Raw genomic sequence first — 18613 nt, 5'->3', positions numbered from 1 at the left:
AGAATTAATATTATTGTTTAAGGGTTTTGGATTCCGATTCTGCAATTAATTTCATTTGTTCAGGGTATCCGTAAGTACCATGCTCACTGATATCCAGACCCATCAATTCTTCTTCTTCCGTAACACGAAGTCCTGTTGTTACCTTCATTACATATAAGATAATGAATGAAAGCACGGCTACGAAAGCAAATGTTCCTACTACCCCAAGCACTTGAACACCCAGCTGGTGGAAACCTCCACCGTAGAACAATCCGGCTTCCCCTACCAAAGCACCTTTAGTAATAAGATCCGGTGCAGCGAATAGACCCGTGGAAACCGCGCCCCACATTCCCGCAATACCATGTACCGAGAAAGCATAGATTGGATCATCAAGTCCTGCACGTTCCAGCCATTGGGAAGTCATGAATGTGAACGCACCCGCTACTAAACCAATAATGATTGCTGCCCATGGTTCAACGTAAGCACATGCACCAGTGATCGCAACCAATGCAGCTAGAACACCATTCAGCATTGCTGGAATATCAGATTTACCAAAATACAACCAAGAAGCAATTAATGCCGCCAAACCGCCTGCTGCTGCTGCGATATTCGTTGTTAATGCTACGTGACCAAAGAAACCTCCCATTGGGGACAAAGCACTACCTGGATTAAATCCGAACCAACCAAACCAGAGGATAATCACACCGAGTACAGTAAATACTTGGTTATGACCTGGAATAATAACAGGTTTACCTTCTTTATTAAACTTACCAAGTCGTGGCTTAAGCAATATGGTTGCTACTACCGCTGCAGTGGCACCTGTAAGATGGACAACCGTGGAACCTGCATAATCTTGCATTCCCAGCTCAGCCAACCAGCCGCCGCCCCATACCCAGTGTGCTACGACAGGATAAATTACGATTGAGAATAAAATTCCGAATATAATGTACACACTGATCTTTGCACGTTCTGCCATGCCTCCAGATACGATAGCTAAGGAAACTGCTGCAAACGCCATTTGGAACAAGAATTTAACATTTAAAGTAACATCAGAAAATGCAAGTGATTCAAATGAAGATGCTGTTGAATCTCCGCCATACAAGAAGCCTGTAGTACCGAAGAAGCCGTTACCGTTACCGAAGCCAAGTCCAAAGCCAACGGCCCAGAAACATACACTCGCAATGGCTAGTGTCAGTACCGTCTTACCGGCTACGTGACCTGCATTCTTCATTCTAACTGATCCTGCTTCAAGCATCGCGAACCCTGCTTGCATAAAGAAAACTAAGATGAATGCCAGGAAGGTAAACGTGGTATCCAATCCGACCTGCAAATCTGCATTTGTTGGACCGTCAGCCGCAAAAGCACTTACCGGATAAACCATCAGCGTAATCATGGCCAGTAACATCATCAACCATTTCTTTTTCATTTTTACCCCACTCCCCAATGTTATATTTTCTAACAAAGCGTGAAACTCTTAATGTCATTATAATCAGAAGTCAGGTAAATTGACAAGACTATTTTTGGGAATGTTTTTATTTTATTTTCACTAAACTCACAAATTCTCCATAGTACACTTGGACTATCTCAGTATTTTAGGCCCATACAGCTATGAATTCATTGAAATAAATACATGAAGATCCGCTCTAATATTATTTTTTTATCGAATTCCCCTTATTGACTCTCCAATAAACATAACATTAAATGTCATGTTTATAGTTAGGATTTATTAATGAGCATAATCGGTTCAAATTTGATATCACATGGAGTTTGAGTGTATTGTATATAAACAACGCATTTCATTTCATGAATTAACCTCTCTTTAATGCATATACTTTATGAAAGTATGACGTTTGACTGTATGGTTTCCAGTTTGTTATCATTACAGATAGCATAATAGAAACCACCAATATAGGAGACGACTATCCTTATGGACAGTCGAATTCGATTAGTGAGGCGAGGTAGCATGGGGATATGATTCTATATCGAATTGGAGAATTAGCAAAGGCTGCTCACATCAGTGAGCGCACCATTGATTATTACACGAAATTGGGGTTAATCTCCCCAGAGTCAAGAAGCACCAAAAATTACCGACTTTACAGTCATGAAACCTTGGTCGACTTAGAACGTATTAATCAATTAAAGCATGACAAGTATTCATTGGAAGAAATCAAATCCATGATGAGCAAATGGAGCGAGGCTACTCCTGAAACTGACGTATCTGATAAATTAGTCGAGCTTGAACAGCATATGCAACGACTAGAACGTGAAGTAAAGGCACTTGAACCCATTATAAGCGGTCTGAAGCCGGGACAGGCCAGACGCGCGCTCTCTAACTTACTCCCACAAGGAGTGGCCTGCATGGAGGCGATTCGGCTTCTATTGCTTACGCAAGGACCGCCAATGTAAATACCATATTTACAATACAGTGGAGGAATGCAGCTATGGGAATGTATCTATTAGTAATTATCGCTTTTATTTTTTCATTATGGGCCCAGTTCAGAGTTAAAGGGACATTCAGCAAATGGTCTAAGGTGGCCAACTTAAACGGTCTGACAGGATATGAAGCAGCTAGACGTATGCTCGACGCAAATGGACTTCACGATGTTCCGATTGAGCCTGTAAGAGGTACGCTTTCTGACCACTATGATCCGATTCACAGAGTTGTACGCTTATCAGAGCCTGTTTATTATGAGAGTTCTATCGCAGCAGTCTCAGTCGCTTGTCACGAAGTGGGTCACGCCATTCAGCATAAAGTAAGTTATCCTATGTTAACACTACGTCACCGGATGTTCCCAGTAGTTAATTTTGCATCAGGTATAGCACCATTCATGCTTATGGCAGGGTTTATATTCGGTTACTTTAATCTTGTAGGCCTTGGTATCATTTTCTTCTCGGCCGCTGTTGCCTTCCAGCTTGTGACACTCCCAGTTGAGTTCAATGCCAGCAACCGGGCACGTCAAGTCATGGTAGAGCAAGGCTACATTCGTAACGAAGAGGAACGCGGAGTAGCCAAAGTCCTAAACGCAGCTGCATTAACGTACGTTGCCGCCGCGCTAGTCTCCTTACTCGAACTGCTTCGTTTAATTACCGTCTTTTTAGGTAACCGCGACTAATACACAATACAACACAAAAAGAAACCCCGGAAGGCTAAGAGCCAACCGGGGTATTATTTTGCCTCGCTTTAAAATAGGATATCAAAAAAGTCCGAAACGAACGTGCAACCAGCGGCAACTTACTATCTGTTCGGTAAATCAAACCAACCGTCCTCGTCACAGCAGGCTCCACAACCCTTACTTGAGCTGGCTGGAGAGGATTCGTCTGATAGAACGCCATCTCCGGCAGAAGGCTTACACCCATCCCTGCCGCCACTAAACCACGTATGGTATCAGTCTCCCCGCCTTCGAATGCAATCTGTGGTTGAAATCCCGCCTGCAAGCACGCTTGCCAAACAATCGGTCTCAAAGAATAACCTTGACTGAATAGAACAAACTTTTCATTTTGAAGCTGTTCCAGTCTGATCTCAGATTCTCCTGCCAGCTGATGATTCTGAGGAAGTATTGCAAATAACTCTTCAGTCATAACAATATCTCCAGAGACATGCTCATCATTTTCCGGAAAAGGCGAAATAAATGTTAAATCCACCTCTCCAGATAATACGTCCTTTATCAGCGAAGGGTAAGAGCCCTGCTTAAAGCGAAACTTAACATGGGGATAGTGCTGGCGGAATTCTGCAACGATAGTCGGGATAAGATGCGTTCCAAGACTGTGAGGAAACCCTATACGAATCTCTCCACGTTCCGGATCTAGAAATTCATGCACTTCATTTACCGAATGTTCCAATTCCTTAAGAATACTATCCACCCGCTTGCAAAAGAGCTGTCCAACCGGCGTAAGCTGCAAATTACGCCCTTTTTGCATGAACAAGTCAACCCCAAGCTCTTGCTCCAATTGATGAATCTGACGGCTTACCGCAGACTGCGCTACATGAAGTTCCTCCGCCGCTCTTGTTACATGTTCTTTTTGGGCTACCTTTAGAAAATATTGCAGCTGTCTTAGCTCCACTCCATCATCGCCCCTGTCTTAGGCTTTTTTTAAATATACGAATAATAAGTCCATATAGGAAAAAGCCAGAAACCAAGCCTCCGATATGCGCAACCCAATTCACATTTGGTGTTGCAAACGACATAATGATCCCGATTACAAGCAAACCGTATAACGTCTTTCGCGAGCCTTCGTCCATCATCGCCCGTTGAATAACAGCAATGTATAAAAATGCGCCATAGACGGCGTAGATTGCTCCAGAAGCACCTACCGAGACCGTACCTACCTCTAATACTGAGCGACTGCTGATTGCAATCGTTAGAAAATTTGCAAGAACTCCACCTACCACATAAAGAATTGCATATCGCCACCAGCCAAGCAGTCGCTCCAGAGGCGGTGCAAATACCAGTAGAGCGAAGCTATTAAAGAATAGATGGGAAAACCCATTATGTAAAAAAATAGCCGCCACATAACGCCACAGTTCCTCTTTATACGGGCTAACATCAACTATAGCACCAAAATCAACAAGTGTTTGTATATTGGTGGATCCACCATTGAACGCCATGAGCATAAACATAATCACATTAGCTACAATGAGAAGACATGTTACCGGGTAATACCGGAGATAACTTTTCCAATTTTCATACCGAATAAATATCATTACACCCATCCCTTTACATTTATATCTTGCTCTGTTGGACATCTCCCTGTAAATAAGATTATAATTTATTGTGGCAGTAAGAGCCAATATTACAATTCGAGGAGGAAAACAAGGATATGACGCAAGAAAGAACAGGCGTAGCTACTTTCAAAAGCAGCCCCATCACTCTCGTAGGACCCAAGCTTACAGCTGGTGATCCCGCTCCTGATTTTGTTCTTAGTAAGAATCTACTGGAAGAAGTGTCTCTTAGTGATTATGCCGGTAAAATCAAGCTGATCAGTGTTGTACCTTCTCTAGATACTGGTGTATGTGATGCACAGACCCGCCGGTTCAACAGCGAAGCTGCAGAGCTAGGTGACGATGTAGTTATCCTCACGGTAAGTATGGACCTACCATTTGCTCAAGCACGCTGGTGTGGCGCTGCAGGGATCGATCGCGTAATCACTCTATCCGATCACAAAGCAGCCTCATTCGGACAAGCTTATGGCGTACTAATCAAAGAATTCCGGTTAGATATGCGTTCTATTTTTGTACTAGACAAGAACAACACACTCACCTATGTTGAATATTTGGGTGAAATGACTGAGCACCCTAATTACGAAGATGCTATAGCTGCTGTGAAGAGTTTGCTCTAATTCTCTAGAACAGTAAGTTAGCGGCCATTTTCGACAATACTTACTTATCACTGCAAGCATAAATGCCTTTGTCGTCCTTACAAGGGCGACAATGTGTTTATGCGAGAAATATAAGAAAGTATAGGTGTAGAACTTATACTTTCTTATATTTTGAAAAAAGCGGAAGAAGGTCCATCCTTCTCCCGCTTTTTTTTGTAATAGAAAGATTTATCGATAATATCCAGAGCAGTCAACATTTGCGTAAACGCATTCATACAATCCCTAAGTAAGAAGGTTTAGTAAGAATCTCTGAAAATTAGTCTGCTTTGTATTTTCCTAATTTTTTGTCCAAGGACGCATATAACCGCTGAATGACACGGTAATTAGCACCCAAATCACCTAGCGAACCTCTAGATGCAGAGTACATATCTACGCCACAACGTACAGGTGTGGTATTGAGTACAGAGACAGTAATGTCCAGTGTACGGCCGAATGCCGTTCTCTTCTCCAGAGTAATCTCACCTACTGACTCCACTTCATGAAGCACCTTGAATCCAGGAATCTTCTTAAGCGTCGATGAAACTTCCTCCCAGGCTTTGTCTTTCGTAAGATTGTAATAACGCGTTTTTAATGTCGGATCTTTTGCGCGGTCGCTTGTTCCATCATGACTACGGAATAAACCAACCAAGGTTCTTTTTAACGACAAAATTCTTCCCCCTCTACAAATCCCAAGTTCATTATTCTAAGTGTAACACTCTTGTCTCAGGAACAAAAGGGTATTACTCACTTTCTCCTTGTTCCAGACACACAAAAAAGCGCCCGTTCCCAACTTTCACGGGATACAGGGCGCTTTGGCCTAAACATTAGAAAACCCGCTTATGCCGTCCGGCTACAGTGTCTTCTGAACCTGCTAGAGCAGGTGGGTGATCGCAGAAAACGTTTTTGAATTCCCCAAGTCATATAGACAGGGCTGTTCAGCTGCGCTTCGTGTAGATCTCCCAAGACATTATCATTGGTTCAAAACAACGAGCAACCGTAACGAACATCGCAGGATTTGTTATTATTATATTGCGTTTTAACGAAAAAGTAAACCTGTATGCGCTTTATTTTACACTGGAATTAAATTACTGACGATTTCCGAGTGCCTATACTCGTCTTTGTTAAATACGTTTTACATCTTTATCTTCAACATCGTCTTCATAATCATCATCGTCATCGTCGTCATCATCTTGATTGTTCAAAGCAGCTTCTCGCTCTTCTTCCTCTTTCAGTTTCTTCTGCTCCACCTGCAATTGCAGTTTATTATAGGTAGCATAGAAGTTAAAGAAAGCAGCCATCGCAATCAACGATGGAATACAGATGAAATACAGTGCTGGATATCTAAGACCAATATAAGCTAGCACTGCAGCTGCAATCAAAGTTGAGAACACGCGAATCGGACGTGCTATAGTCAGCAATATTGAGTTAGTCATCACTTGTTTAAAGCTCATTTGATAATGAACGACAATAGAAAAGAAGTTAAACATAGACACCGATAAAATAATCATGAGCACTAACATTAAAATACCAACAATTCTGAAGTTAGGCATTTGTGTCATGTAAACCGTTACATCGACGTACATAATAACGAACATCAATGTGTAGATAATTCCACCGAGCATACTTTTTAAATAATTCTCTTTATACCCCTGAAAAAACGTACGAAAAGTTCCTACATCCGTGTTCCCCATAACCCATTTGCGCACAACGGTAAATAAAGCCGCCGAAGCAGGAAATACTGTAAATGGCGCCAGAATCCCCATAGCCCAGTTCAATGTGAGCTGCTCATTTACTCCACCTGAGCTTGTCCCAAGCATCATCAATTTCATCAATCCAAAAAATAAAAACGGGGCGGAACATAGTGCCCATAAGATATTACTAGCTGCGATACGTGTAATCCATTCTGTGATGCGGTATAAACCACCCATTGCTCCTTTAAACTCCAATTCCCTTCCTCCTCTGTCTCTTGCATACTGCTTATCTTAACTATACCTCATTTGACCTACTCTTTTCCATAGCCCAACTTTCTGAATTCTAGGTCATCGTCTATACATTAAGTCTATAGAGTCCATATATTGGGATTGTGATCATAAGAATTCCCAAAATCACCACATTCTAAAGGAGGTTATTATATGTCCTCACCTGTTGGCTACGGCGGCTGGACTTCCACTGGTACGATCCTCGTATTGTTTATCCTGCTCGTTATCATCACTCGTACTTTCATTTAAATAAGCTGCTAATTCAATAAACACCCTTTTATTTCAGCAAAAAGAAGACGAGAACCGCTATTCCGGCATCTCGTCTTCTTATATTTTGATAAATCATCCCCCGCGGGTTCTGATCAAGTATTAATTATCGAAATCTTCGCGTTTTGCTGGACGTGTGCTTGTGCTGCTTGGGCGAGTAGATGGTTTGCGGTCCGCACTGCGGTTCGCTCCACCATCACGGCTAGCTGCGCCATCACGGTTGCCTTTATAGCCACCGCCATAACCGCCACTGCCACTACCATAGTTACTGCCACCGCTGCTGTAGCCACCACGACTTCCGCCACCGTTGTTGTCACGGTTTCCACGGTATCCACCAGTGCTGCCACCGGAAGTACCACGGTTGCCACCATAACCACCATTAGGTTTGCGGCCACTGCGAATGTCGTTCTTACCACCACGACGTTTAGCACGGATTGGATCTTCAGGAGTCAATTCAATCGCAGAATCCTTCTTATCACCAGTCAGAAGCTTCATTGCAGCTGACAGCAATTGAACGGAATCATATTGCTCAAGCAATTGAATAGAAATACCTTTGTACTCATTCAATTCACCGTTCTCAACCATTTCAAGCAAGCGCTCTGCTGTTACGCGTTGTTTACCTTCAATAGCCTCAGCCATAGTTGGCAATGGTTTACGAGTAATACGGTGACGAGTAACGCGTTCGATCAAATGCAGGTGATCCATTTCGCGTGGAGTAACGAAAGACCAAGCTGTACCCTCTTTACCAGCGCGACCAGTACGACCGATACGGTGTACATAGCTTTCCGGATCTTGCGGCAAGTCAAAGTTAATTACATGAGTAACGCCGGATACGTCCAAACCACGAGCCGCTACGTCAGTAGCTACCAGCACATCAATGCTGCCATCACGGAATTTACGCATTACAGCATCACGTTGGTTCTGAGACAGGTCACCATGTAATCCATCAGCAGAGTATCCACGTTTTTGCAAAGCTTCTGCAAGCTCATCAACCCGGCGCTTTGTACGTCCGAACACGATTGCAAGCTCAGGTGATTCCATATCAATCAAACGACTAAGCGCTTCGAACTTTTGACGTTCAGGTACTTCAACATATGCTTGATCAATCAGTGGAGCACTGATTTGTTTCGGAATAACGGAGACGTGTTGCGGGTTGTTCAGGAATTGCTGTGCAAGACGTTGAATGTTTGGAGGCATTGTAGCCGAGAACAACATAGTTTGACGCTCTTCAGGAACGAGCTTGAGGATGGTCTGAATATCTTCCATAAAGCCCATATCCAGCATTTCATCTGCTTCATCCAATACAACAGTTTGAACATCATCCAAACGAATGGTTTTACGGTTGATATGGTCAAGCAAACGTCCTGGTGTACCAATAATAATTTGTGGTTTCTTCTTAAGACCACGGATTTGGCGACCAATATCTTGTCCGCCATAAATTGCCAACGAACGAAGACCTTTAAAACGGCTTAGCTTACCGATTTCTTCTGATACTTGAATGGCCAATTCACGTGTAGGTGCCATAATAAGTGCCAGAATTTTTTCGTCTTCGCGATTAATCTTCGAAATGAGGGGGATACCAAAAGCAGCAGTTTTACCTGTACCAGTCTGTGCTTGACCGATCAGATCCGATCCAGTCAATGCCAATGGGATTGACTGCTCCTGTATCGGTGTTGCCTCCTCAAATCCTAACTCTGTGATTGCTTGTAGCACTTTTGGCTCCAAGCCAAATTCTGCGAATGTTTTCAAATTATTCATGCTCCTTCTATACAGTGGACATTCCACATGCTTGTCTGTATTCTTAAGTAGCGGTAAACACATTTATATGCTGTCCAATCATGCTCTTTTTTCTGCATGATATAGCGCTTTTGGGACGAAAAGCCTCCCTTTCATCAGGTACTTCATTGTACCTGAGCAACTGTAGCTTTACATCCGATGCAATGCAAAAATACCATTGTAACGTCCTACTCAAGAATATCCTGTACATTATATCACAACTCTAAGTAGGAATACCAGTGGGTTCCTTTCTTTTCATTGCATACATGGTTTATTTTTAAATTTATTTATAGAGGTGGATTTGCTTGTTAAGACAGATTTGGAATTGTATTGCAGTTATTTTCGGGGCAGCGTTGATCGCCAGTGGATTTAATCTTTTTCTAATCCCTCATCGCTTACTCAGCGGAGGAGTATCCGGGCTTTCGATGTTAGTGGGTTACTTTACACCACTAAACATAAGCCTCTTGTACTTTCTCTTTAATATTCCATTGCTTGTAGCTGGTTGGTTCCAGCTAGGCCGGAGATTTATTATGTTAAGCATGTTATCCGTTGTGGCAACAACCTGGTTCTTGACGATCATTCCCGAATATTTGGTAGCTACTGATATGCTGCTTTCTTCTGTATTTGGTGGCGTGCTGGTCGGTATTGGCTGTGGCTTCAGCTTCCGTGCAGGTGGTTCATCCGGAGGTTTTGATATCCTGGGATCCATCATCACTAAATTCCGCGATTTCCCCGTTGGAAACGTGGTGGTTAGCTTAAACGGACTCGTTATTCTTGCCGCGGCATATTTTGACAACAACTGGAACTTGGCTCTTGCATCGATGGTATCTATATATGTAACCGGTAAGGTACTGGACATGATTCACATCAGCCATTTAAAGGTAACCGTATATATAGTAACAAATCGTACAGATGAGCTCCTTCAGCATTTAATGGGGCTTCAACGCGGTGTCACAAAGATTAAAACAGAAGGCGCTTATTCTCATGTTGAAAAGGACATGCTAATGACAGTAACAACCCGCTACGAGCTTGCTGAACTGCAACGTATTATCCGCACGACAGATCCTCAAGCATTTGTGAATATTGTCGAGACAGTTGGTGTTATGGGCTCCTTCCGAAAAAGATAAAACAGGCAATGAAAAGTATTAATTTGGAAAATGCACCAATCACAGAATTGTGATATATTATAATCACGCAGAACCCTAACAATTTCATAAAGATTGAGATTTACCCCTCTTTTTTCCAAGCACTTCGTTTTCCGATGATTACTGAATTCCATTCAGACCTATCGAAAAAGGAAAGGGTGATTTTTGTGGAAATGGAAACGGTAAAGCTGTCAGCAATCGTCATGAGGTGGTATCCTGATATGATGCCGTTTCTCAAACAGGACGAATTAAATTCCGTAATCGTTCTGCGTGACGGGCTTAGTATTCTGGAACCTGCAGATGCCATGGATATCATCCATTACAGTATCTGTGAACATCAGAATTCTGCGTATCTTCAATGAGTAAGCCGCAAGAGAAGTCTTGATAGTTGCCGCCTTAAGTTCGGCCATGTTGCCGTGTTGAGGCGGCATTTACTTTTTACAATACGTTTAGAATCTGTGCGTCCCGGTTATATACATCGAAGGATGGATTTTCAGACCCGATCTGAGCCAACATTATTACAACACTGTTCTTTTTAGAAGCAACCGTTCCTATATAATTTAGGAAATGTACATAAAGGGAGAGAATACGAATGAACATCACCTGGGCTCTACTGATGATGGCCTTGGGAAGTGTAGGCGTGCAACAGAATCAACATGACGCTGAAGTGGCAATTGCATTGAAGTCCGCCATGAATCCCCCCATCATCGCTGCGCAAAATAATAATTCAAATGATTCAACTCCAGCTCCAAATGCTACAGCAGAAGCAAATGACTCACAAAGCATGCTACACGCAGATCCTCAGCCGGATGCGCCAAAAGTAAAAGGCATCTATGTTACCGCATACAGTGCCGGTGGAGAACGAATGGAAAAGCTTCTTTCTTTACTTGATCAGACGGAACTAAATTCTATGGTCATCGACATTAAGGATGATGCAGGTTACATCACGTATAAAACCGAAAATCCTGAACTTCAGAAACTCGGTAATCCGCAGCCATTTATTGGCGACATCAACAAACTGATGGAAAGATTGAATAAACATGATGTATATCCTATCGCTCGAATTGTTGTCTTTAAGGACTCTATACTTGCCAAAAAGAACCCGCAATTATCCTTTGTTAATGCAGACGGCACAGTATGGAAGAATAAAGGCGGCGATAGCTTTGTTAATCCTTATAATGAAGATGTCTGGAAGTACAATGTCGATATTGCCAAAGAAGCTGTCAAACTCGGCTTTAAAGAAATTCAATTCGACTATGTGCGCTTTCCTGAAGGCTTCGAAAAACGTGCAGACACACTTAAATACACCAAAACCAGTGATTCTCGCGTAGATATCATTTCTAATTTTGTAAAATACGCAAAAGCAGAGCTTGCTCCACTTGGTGTTCGTGTATCCGTAGATATTTTTGGATATGCCGCCTCTGCTCCTGCTGAGGGTATAGGACAAGACTTCGTTAAAATCTCCAAGAATGTGGATGTCATCAGCCCGATGATTTATCCAAGTCATTATTCAACGGGATGGTTTGGAGTGAAAGAGCCTGACTTAGATCCGTATGCTACCATTAAAGGCTCCATGGTTGATACCCATAAGAAGCTTGATCCTCTAGGCAGCTACAAACCTGTTATTCGTCCTTGGATTCAAGATTTTACAGCAAGCTGGCTCGGAAAAGGTCATTATATTAAATACGGTAAAAAACAGGTGGAAGATCAAATCCGCGCTTTAAAGGATGAAAATGTAGAGGAGTTTCTGCTCTGGAATGCCAATAACCGATATACCTCCGATGTCGATTATGAGAAATAATGCATATAGCCCTTATTATGTATAATTGAAATCAGGTATGATATATAAAGATAAAGACCCGGCATTTGCCGGGTCTTTTAATGGAGAAAAAGAGAACTTTTACTGTAATCATTAAAAACCAACAGAGAATGAGGCAAAGAACGATGATACAAGCCACCTCTTTAAAACAAAAAGCAATACAATTCTTTCATATTTTATTTCCAATCCTGGTTACACAGATTGCTTTATCAGCGATCACCTTCTTTGATACAAACATGTCAGGTAAGTTTGGTACAGCCGATCTGGCAGGTGTGGCGATAGGAACCAGTCTCTGGATTCCAATTCAAACGGGCTTAAGTGGAATCCTTATGGGGATTACCCCCATCGTCTCTCAGCTCATCGGAAGCAAAAAAGAAAAGGAAGTAGCCTATCAAGTCACACAGGGAATCTGGTTATCACTGATCGTCTCTGTAATTGTCTTACTAATCGGGAGCTTCGCATTGTCACCTATCCTTAATTTTATGAATCTGGAGCCGACTGTAAGAGATGTTGCATTTCGATTCCTAAGTGCGATCTCCTTCGGAATTATCCCGCTGTTTGGATATACAGTTCTCCGTAGTTGTATAGACGCTCTGGGACAAACACGAGTGTCCATGTTGATCACACTCATAGCCCTACCCGTGAATGTTGGTTTGAACTACTTATTAATCTTCGGAAAATTCGGGTTTCCTCGACTTGGCGGTGTTGGAGCTGGAGTGGCATCAGCTATCACCTACTGGGTAATTTTTTCGGTTGCCCTGCTGTTCATTTATCGAGTAGAACCCTTTGCAAGCCTTAGAATTTTCCGACAGTTCTACTTTATATCGCTAAAAAGCTTCAAAGATCTACTGAAGATCGGTGTACCTATTGGCTTCTCGATCTTTTTTGAAACTGCAGTCTTCTCCGCTGTAACCTTGTTGATGAGTCGGTTCGATACTGTAACGATTGCAGCTCATCAAGCAGCCATTAATTTTGCAACTACGTTATATATGATTCCGCTCAGTATCTGTATGAGCCTTACCATTCTCGTCGGCTTCGAGACTGGATCCGGCAGGCAAAAGGATGCCCGTCAATATGCCATTATGGGAATTGGACTTGCGGCTATCCTCTCCCTGGCAACTGCACTCCTGCTCTTATTTGCTGGCCATCATGTAGCTGGTTTATACACTGATGAACCTGATGTCATTTCATTAATTCAACATTTCTTAATCTATGCGATCTTTTTCCAGATTTCCGATGCGATTGCAACACCTACACAAGGAGCACTTCGTGGCTATAAGGATGTTAATCCAGCCTTCATTATTTGCTTTATAGCTTATTGGGTTATAGGGCTTCCTACAGGCTATGTACTTGCTACTTATACGGATCTAGGAGCTTATGGTTATTGGATCGGCTTGATCACAGGCCTTGCGATTGGGGCTACATTGCTCTTGACTCGGCTTGTTAAAGTTCAACGCCGTTATGCTACACAATATGCAGACGCTCAAGCACATCACTAATAATCAAAAGAATACAAAAAAGGAACAGTGCGAAATTCGCAGCTGTTCCTTTTTTGTGTGTTAATTATTGAGAAAGACGGGATGCAAGCTCGTACAACTCCACGTCAAAGTCTTTCTTCGTATTCACTACAAGATCGATATCTGTAAGGGTTAGTTCTCCCTTGATGATACCGCAACCTTTATCAGACTCACCTTCAATTAGTTTACGAACGGCAAAGTCACCAAGACGGCTAGCAAGGTTCCGGTCTCCAGGTGTTGGTGTTCCTCCCCGCTGAATATGTCCAAGTACAGTAACCCGTGCATCCAGAGAAGCATGACGATCTTTCAACGCTTGGGCCACATCTTCGCCTTTACCCACACCTTCTGCAACGATGACGATACTGTGACGTTTACCTCTGACAAAGTTGTCGCGCATACGATCCGCAACTTCATTCAAGTCATATGGCATTTCTGGCACGAGAATTGTTTCTGCTCCAGAAGCCAGACCTGCATGTAGCGCGATATCTCCACAATGACGTCCCATAACTTCTACAATGGAAGAACGCTCATGGGAGGACATCGTGTCACGCAGCTTGTTAATAGCATCTACAACGACACCAACTGCTGTATCAAACCCAATGGTGTAATCCGTGTAGGAAATATCATTATCAATAGTTCCCGGTAATGCCATCGTCTTAATACCGAGTTTACTTAGTTTATTAGCACCTTTATAAGAACCATCTCCACCTATAACCACTAGGCCATCGATGCCCATTTCATTAAGAATATCTGCACCCTTTTGCTGGCCTTCTGGTTTTGTAAACTCCAGACATCTTGCAGATTGCAGAATGGTTCCCCCACGTTGAATAATGTCACCAACACTGCGAAGATCCATAGGGAAGATATCGCGATTCAGAAGACCTTGATATCCACGTTGAACTCCAAAAACTTCAATGCCATAATAAAGTGCGCTTCTTACAACCGCACGAACAGCGGCGTTCATACCTTGTGAATCTCCACCACTAGTCAGTACTGCAATTTTTTTGATTTTTGACATTCTGTTGTTCCTCCTTAAAGTTGTGCAATGCCCCATCCGTTGTATAGGTGAAGCTTCGCAGCCTTGTTACAAAAAACGATTGCGTATCCAGCGGCTATTAGCGAAGAAGAACAGCCTTGTAAGCGGACTTCCTCTCATCAGGCTTTTAGACACAGTGCGAACTTCCCGCTGTTCGCTAACTTTCGGATCAGATAAATAAAGTGCCAGCAATCCCTCAATCACCATCCGATGCATAGATGATTCCGGAAGTTCACGTACATCCTTACGGGCCCACTCAACCATGGAAGCGATCCGACTTAACATGGTATCCGTGTCGTCATAATAATTGCAGAAATTAAGATCGCCGCCTGCTCGGTCCTCTTCCTGATCAATCAAATAATCCAGCATAATGTGCAATCCACAAACATGTGGAAAATATGCAGCTCGAATCGATTCCGAAGAAGACTTACTTAGCTTCGGATCACATGCAGATAGAAAAAGCATGAATACGCCTAAAGTAGAGCCCGTTGCAGCTGCAAACTCGTTCCAATGCAGATGCGGAGCACGGCTACCCTGCTGCTCCCACCATTCCTTCAGGGCTGTTTCCCTGAGTTCCGGGCGGATATGCTTATATACCTGCAAATCTGTATACAGCACAGCCAAATCACGAATCTCCGCTGCAGCAGCGGAATAACCTGGCAGCAAAGAGATCATCTCCTGGCATTTTCGAACTAGCCTATTCAAGTATCCGCCGTCATTCTGTTCATCGCGAAGCGCATAATAATTGACAGGTTCAGCGTTTGGATCAATGGCATCCAGCATAGATTGATGCAGCAGCCTGAAATCTGCAGGATCAAGCGAAGTACTGCGATCACATAAGTTATCTAGATAATCACTGATAGTTTGATAAGCAACAATAAGCGGAATAAGTATATGTCTCATCGATAAATTGCCGGCGGCATAAATACCTCCACCTATGCAGTGAAACTCCTTTGTTTCAATGCTGGCAAGTGCTTGCTTCCGGAGCTCGGGATCGGGAATCCCATTCGCATCTTGGCGCCAGAAGTGCAGACTTTCTCTCACTTCAGGCAGCACGTACTTATAGACCCTGTTCATAAGCCCAATAGGGCCACGCGGGCTAAGGTAACGGCCTTGCTCTAATTCACTCAATGATAGTGCCTCCACATTGTTGTCTCCTTATCCAAATCACCACTTATTATAATATGATCAGACGTATTTGTACAAACAACAAAATCACTTTCGTAAAATTATGAAAGATTCAGAAATAACGCAATTCAAGAATAAAACACATAACCCTCCATAGCTTTATGCTATACTAGCCATATTTCAATCTCAGAGGAGTGCACTTTCATGTTTTCAAAACGGACCGGAAGCCCTTACAGTGATCAGAATTGGCTTCGTTCCTTTCTTTTTACGATTTATGGCACTAGCGTTCTTGTAGTATCCTACTTTCCTTTATTCTACACACATTTAGGGTTTAGCAGTTCTCAGGTGGGCTACTTGTATTCTCTCGGTCCCCTCATCTCCATCCTATCCAATCTCTTCTGGAGTATGATGAGCGATAAGCTAGGTACCATTCGAAAAATCATGTTTATTTTACTCGCGGGGCAATTAGTTACCGGACTTCTATTAGCCAGAGCGACCGAATTTTCTTCCGTTATGCTTATTTTGTCCTTTTTCTACTTCTTCTATTACCCAGTTTTTCCGCTTGCTGATACAATGGCCATCAAAATTGCGGAGCGACACGGTCGAAACTTCATTACAATTCGTGTATTTGGCTCATTAGGCTATTCTTTCTTTGCTTTAACCGTCGGGTATGCGCTTAGAGCTTTAGGTGCTACTTGGAGTCTTACCTTATGTATTATCATCATTATAATCGCGCTTCTAATTACAATTGGCCTAAAGGATGTCAAAAAAACTGTTCCAGAGCTCCCCGATCAGAAAGCTGTTACTACCAAACCAGGCAAGAAAGAGCATGGGCTTAAAGATATTCTTTTGCGAAAAGAGGTGCTGTGGTTCTTCGGATGTGTCTTTGTACTCGCACTGGGCCATAGAATGAACGAAGCTTTTCTCACCATCAGTTTAAAGAACCTGGGCGCTGGTGAGGAAGTGATCGGCTGGGCATTACTTGCCTCAGCACTAAGTGAAATCCCTGTATTATTTATACTCGGCAAATATGGCGACAAATTTAAAGAACTGCCCTTATTAATTTTAGCCAGTCTCATGTATGCCCTTCGCTTTCTACTAATGGCGCTCGCCGATCACCCAGGCTCTATAATCGCAATTCAAGCCTTGCATAGCCTGACATTTGGCGTCTTTTTTGTAACATGTGTCCGCTATATTACTCGGATTATTCCTGATCGTCTCCGAGCAACCGGTCTTGCAATCTACACAGTTGTTTGGTCAAGCGCAGCTGGACTTCTAAGTGGTACATTTGGTGGAATGATCTATCAGGAAGCTGGACGCTTCACCTTCTATATGGTAGCGGTTGGCTTCAGCCTTCTTGCTTTTGTAGGCTTTTTAGGACAGCATTTATTGGATACCCATCGAGATTCAATGCGCTATTTCAAGAATAAGAACAAAAAAGCTTCCCTATAATAAAACACTTCTGATACTCAAAAATATTAAAAGGTCTTTGCTATCCCTTACTTGGGAATGCAAAGACCTTTCATCAAAATTGATTCTATTAGACGTAAAAAAACACAGTTCCCGAAAGAACTGTGTTCTATAGTTGGTAACCACTCTTGCAAGGGCTTGCCAAGTAAATTATATATTTATAGCAGACAGCGTAACTGTCTTTGCCGTTTCTTATAATTTTACTACGTTTTCAGCTTGCGGTCCACGATTACCATCAGTGATGTCGAATTCTACTTCTTGACCTTCGTCCAAAGTTTTGAATCCTTCACCTTGAATTGCTGAGAAGTGTACGAATACATCTTCGCCGCCTTCTACTTGAAGAAAACCATAACCTTTTTCTGCGTTAAACCATTTTACTGTACCTTTCAATTGAACAACCTCCTAAAAATAACCGCCATATATGGCGTATAACTATATTATACTGCAATCTTCTACTCAAATCAATCTATCTGGATCTTTAAATATGTGATTTAATTTGCTTTTCCCTTGACCAGTGCGTTATCATTGAGCCAAAAGCCAAAAATCGCCAGGGTGGTAATGATAATGATCAAAAAACATGAAATATACAAAACAGACAAATGGAATATGATGACGGTAGAAGTTCAAGGACGTTATATCGTACTTCGCGAAATCTCCGATCAATGGGGAGAAGAAACACATACTTTCCTTAGTCGTCCAGCTATGATGCAGTGGGTGAACAACCGATTCAACAAAGAATCTTATAAAGATAATGAAGAAGAGTATAAAAATATCATCGCAGCCTTCAAACAGGTATAACAGAATATGAACACAGAAAATATCGCGATTTATGTTGTCCTAGTCTTATGTCTAGGCGCAGTTCTAATTATGACCAAGGATCGTGTCCCGCCGCAGTTTAAGCGGGGCATGGCCTTAACTGCAGTCATTATGATTCTGTTCGCCTTCATCTTTGTTATTTATAGCTTATTGGCATAACTTATACTTTCATATATTTAAAGAAGACTAAATATTAATAATCAGGACTTAATAGGGCATAATAAGCCGACTCTACTTTCAAGAGGAGGATGTTATGCCTATTTCACCCAAGTCCATCCCTCTTCTACTTGTGCTCAGCTTGCTACCGGGTGATTTATCATCTACAG

The 18613-nt window shown here is 42.5% G+C and carries 20 protein-coding genes and 1 other RNA gene; 11 read left to right on the top strand and 10 right to left on the bottom strand.

The genetic code is table 11. The features are described 5' to 3' along the window. Positions 1-10: 10 nt before the first annotated feature. The gene (locus tag ACWNM1_RS08040; RefSeq protein WP_449600582.1) at positions 11-1405 is read right to left on the bottom strand and encodes an ammonium transporter; all 1395 of its coding nucleotides are present in this window, start codon (positions 1403-1405) and stop codon (positions 11-13) included. Positions 1406-1950: 545 nt separating this feature from the next. Between ACWNM1_RS08040 and ACWNM1_RS08035 the strand changes: the two genes are divergently transcribed. Together ACWNM1_RS08035 and ACWNM1_RS08030 are read left to right on the top strand one after the other, a co-directional pair. Then, on the top strand, positions 1951-2385 hold the full coding sequence (locus ACWNM1_RS08035; protein WP_042186848.1) for a MerR family transcriptional regulator: 435 nt from the start codon (positions 1951-1953) through the stop codon (positions 2383-2385). 35 nt (positions 2386-2420) lie between these two features. Next, positions 2421-3092: a zinc metallopeptidase gene (locus tag ACWNM1_RS08030; protein ID WP_042186846.1), complete on the top strand. Its 672-nt coding sequence runs from the start codon at positions 2421-2423 to the stop codon at positions 3090-3092. A 34-nt stretch (positions 3093-3126) separates the two neighbouring features. Here the strand turns inward: ACWNM1_RS08030 and ACWNM1_RS08025 are convergent, their stop codons facing one another. Then, the gene (locus ACWNM1_RS08025) at positions 3127-4041 is read right to left on the bottom strand and encodes a LysR family transcriptional regulator (RefSeq protein ID WP_042186843.1); all 915 of its coding nucleotides are present in this window, start codon (positions 4039-4041) and stop codon (positions 3127-3129) included. A 4-nt stretch (positions 4042-4045) separates the two neighbouring features. Next, complete coding sequence (locus ACWNM1_RS08020; protein ID WP_339246907.1) at positions 4046-4681, bottom strand: rhomboid family intramembrane serine protease; 636 nt, start codon at positions 4679-4681, stop codon at positions 4046-4048. A 116-nt stretch (positions 4682-4797) separates the two neighbouring features. Between ACWNM1_RS08020 and tpx the strand changes: the two genes are divergently transcribed. Then, positions 4798-5316 carry a thiol peroxidase gene (gene tpx, locus ACWNM1_RS08015; protein ID WP_449600581.1) on the top strand — a complete coding sequence of 173 codons (519 nt, stop codon included), beginning with the start codon at positions 4798-4800 and terminating at the stop codon, positions 5314-5316. Positions 5317-5611: 295 nt separating this feature from the next. Here tpx and ACWNM1_RS08010 read toward each other — a convergent pair whose 3' ends face one another. The 3 genes from ACWNM1_RS08010 to ACWNM1_RS08000 form a co-directional block, all read right to left on the bottom strand. Next, positions 5612-6001 carry a DUF1499 domain-containing protein gene (locus ACWNM1_RS08010; RefSeq protein ID WP_042186839.1) on the bottom strand — a complete coding sequence of 130 codons (390 nt, stop codon included), beginning with the start codon at positions 5999-6001 and terminating at the stop codon, positions 5612-5614. Between the two features lie 159 nt (positions 6002-6160). Then, a non-coding RNA gene (gene ssrS / locus ACWNM1_RS08005) (6S RNA) lies at positions 6161-6352 on the bottom strand. Positions 6353-6455: 103 nt separating this feature from the next. Then, a complete protein-coding gene (locus ACWNM1_RS08000; protein WP_449600580.1) occupies positions 6456-7280 on the bottom strand; it encodes a YesL family protein in 825 nt (274 codons plus the stop codon). A 186-nt stretch (positions 7281-7466) separates the two neighbouring features. On the opposite strand from ACWNM1_RS08000, the gene ACWNM1_RS07995 reads away from it, so the two are divergent. After that, positions 7467-7562 (top strand): hypothetical protein, encoded by a 96-nt coding sequence (locus tag ACWNM1_RS07995; RefSeq protein ID WP_042186834.1) that lies wholly within the window; start codon positions 7467-7469, stop codon positions 7560-7562. A 120-nt stretch (positions 7563-7682) separates the two neighbouring features. On the opposite strand, the gene ACWNM1_RS07990 is transcribed toward ACWNM1_RS07995, so the two are convergent. Further along, complete coding sequence (locus tag ACWNM1_RS07990) at positions 7683-9329, bottom strand: DEAD/DEAH box helicase (protein WP_076283171.1); 1647 nt, start codon at positions 9327-9329, stop codon at positions 7683-7685. A 332-nt stretch (positions 9330-9661) separates the two neighbouring features. Between ACWNM1_RS07990 and ACWNM1_RS07985 the strand changes: the two genes are divergently transcribed. The 4 genes from ACWNM1_RS07985 (at position 9662) to ACWNM1_RS07970 (ending at position 13819) form a co-directional block, all read left to right on the top strand. Further along, positions 9662-10483 (top strand): YitT family protein, encoded by an 822-nt coding sequence (locus ACWNM1_RS07985; protein ID WP_076283172.1) that lies wholly within the window; start codon positions 9662-9664, stop codon positions 10481-10483. Between the two features lie 191 nt (positions 10484-10674). After that, a complete protein-coding gene (locus tag ACWNM1_RS07980) occupies positions 10675-10863 on the top strand; it encodes a hypothetical protein (protein ID WP_036689649.1) in 189 nt (62 codons plus the stop codon). 230 nt (positions 10864-11093) lie between these two features. After that, positions 11094-12302 (top strand): putative glycoside hydrolase, encoded by a 1209-nt coding sequence (locus ACWNM1_RS07975; protein ID WP_449600579.1) that lies wholly within the window; start codon positions 11094-11096, stop codon positions 12300-12302. A 143-nt stretch (positions 12303-12445) separates the two neighbouring features. After that, positions 12446-13819, top strand: coding sequence for an MATE family efflux transporter (locus ACWNM1_RS07970; protein ID WP_449600578.1), 1374 nt, complete (start codon positions 12446-12448; stop codon positions 13817-13819). 64 nt (positions 13820-13883) lie between these two features. Here the strand turns inward: ACWNM1_RS07970 and pfkA are convergent, their stop codons facing one another. Together pfkA and ACWNM1_RS07960 are read right to left on the bottom strand one after the other, a co-directional pair. Next, positions 13884-14855 (bottom strand): 6-phosphofructokinase, encoded by a 972-nt coding sequence (pfkA, locus tag ACWNM1_RS07965; protein ID WP_042126307.1) that lies wholly within the window; start codon positions 14853-14855, stop codon positions 13884-13886. Positions 14856-14921: 66 nt separating this feature from the next. Beyond that, positions 14922-16004, bottom strand: coding sequence for a tetraprenyl-beta-curcumene synthase family protein (locus tag ACWNM1_RS07960; protein WP_449600577.1), 1083 nt, complete (start codon positions 16002-16004; stop codon positions 14922-14924). Positions 16005-16205: 201 nt separating this feature from the next. Between ACWNM1_RS07960 and ACWNM1_RS07955 the strand changes: the two genes are divergently transcribed. Continuing rightward, positions 16206-17453, top strand: coding sequence for an MFS transporter (locus ACWNM1_RS07955; RefSeq protein ID WP_449600576.1), 1248 nt, complete (start codon positions 16206-16208; stop codon positions 17451-17453). Positions 17454-17663: 210 nt separating this feature from the next. On the opposite strand, the gene ACWNM1_RS07950 is transcribed toward ACWNM1_RS07955, so the two are convergent. Continuing rightward, complete coding sequence (locus ACWNM1_RS07950) at positions 17664-17861, bottom strand: cold shock domain-containing protein (protein ID WP_042126303.1); 198 nt, start codon at positions 17859-17861, stop codon at positions 17664-17666. Positions 17862-18035: 174 nt separating this feature from the next. On the opposite strand from ACWNM1_RS07950, the gene ACWNM1_RS07945 reads away from it, so the two are divergent. Beyond that, positions 18036-18269 (top strand): hypothetical protein, encoded by a 234-nt coding sequence (locus ACWNM1_RS07945; RefSeq protein ID WP_036689271.1) that lies wholly within the window; start codon positions 18036-18038, stop codon positions 18267-18269. Positions 18270-18275: 6 nt separating this feature from the next. Beyond that, on the top strand, positions 18276-18446 hold the full coding sequence (locus tag ACWNM1_RS07940) for a hypothetical protein (RefSeq protein ID WP_167348490.1): 171 nt from the start codon (positions 18276-18278) through the stop codon (positions 18444-18446). Positions 18447-18613: the final 167 nt, after the last annotated feature.

This window comes from Paenibacillus sp. Marseille-Q9583 (assembly GCF_976954365.1).
The sequence above is the reverse complement of the archived record's forward strand: the minus strand, read 5'-3'. Positions and strand labels throughout refer to the sequence as shown.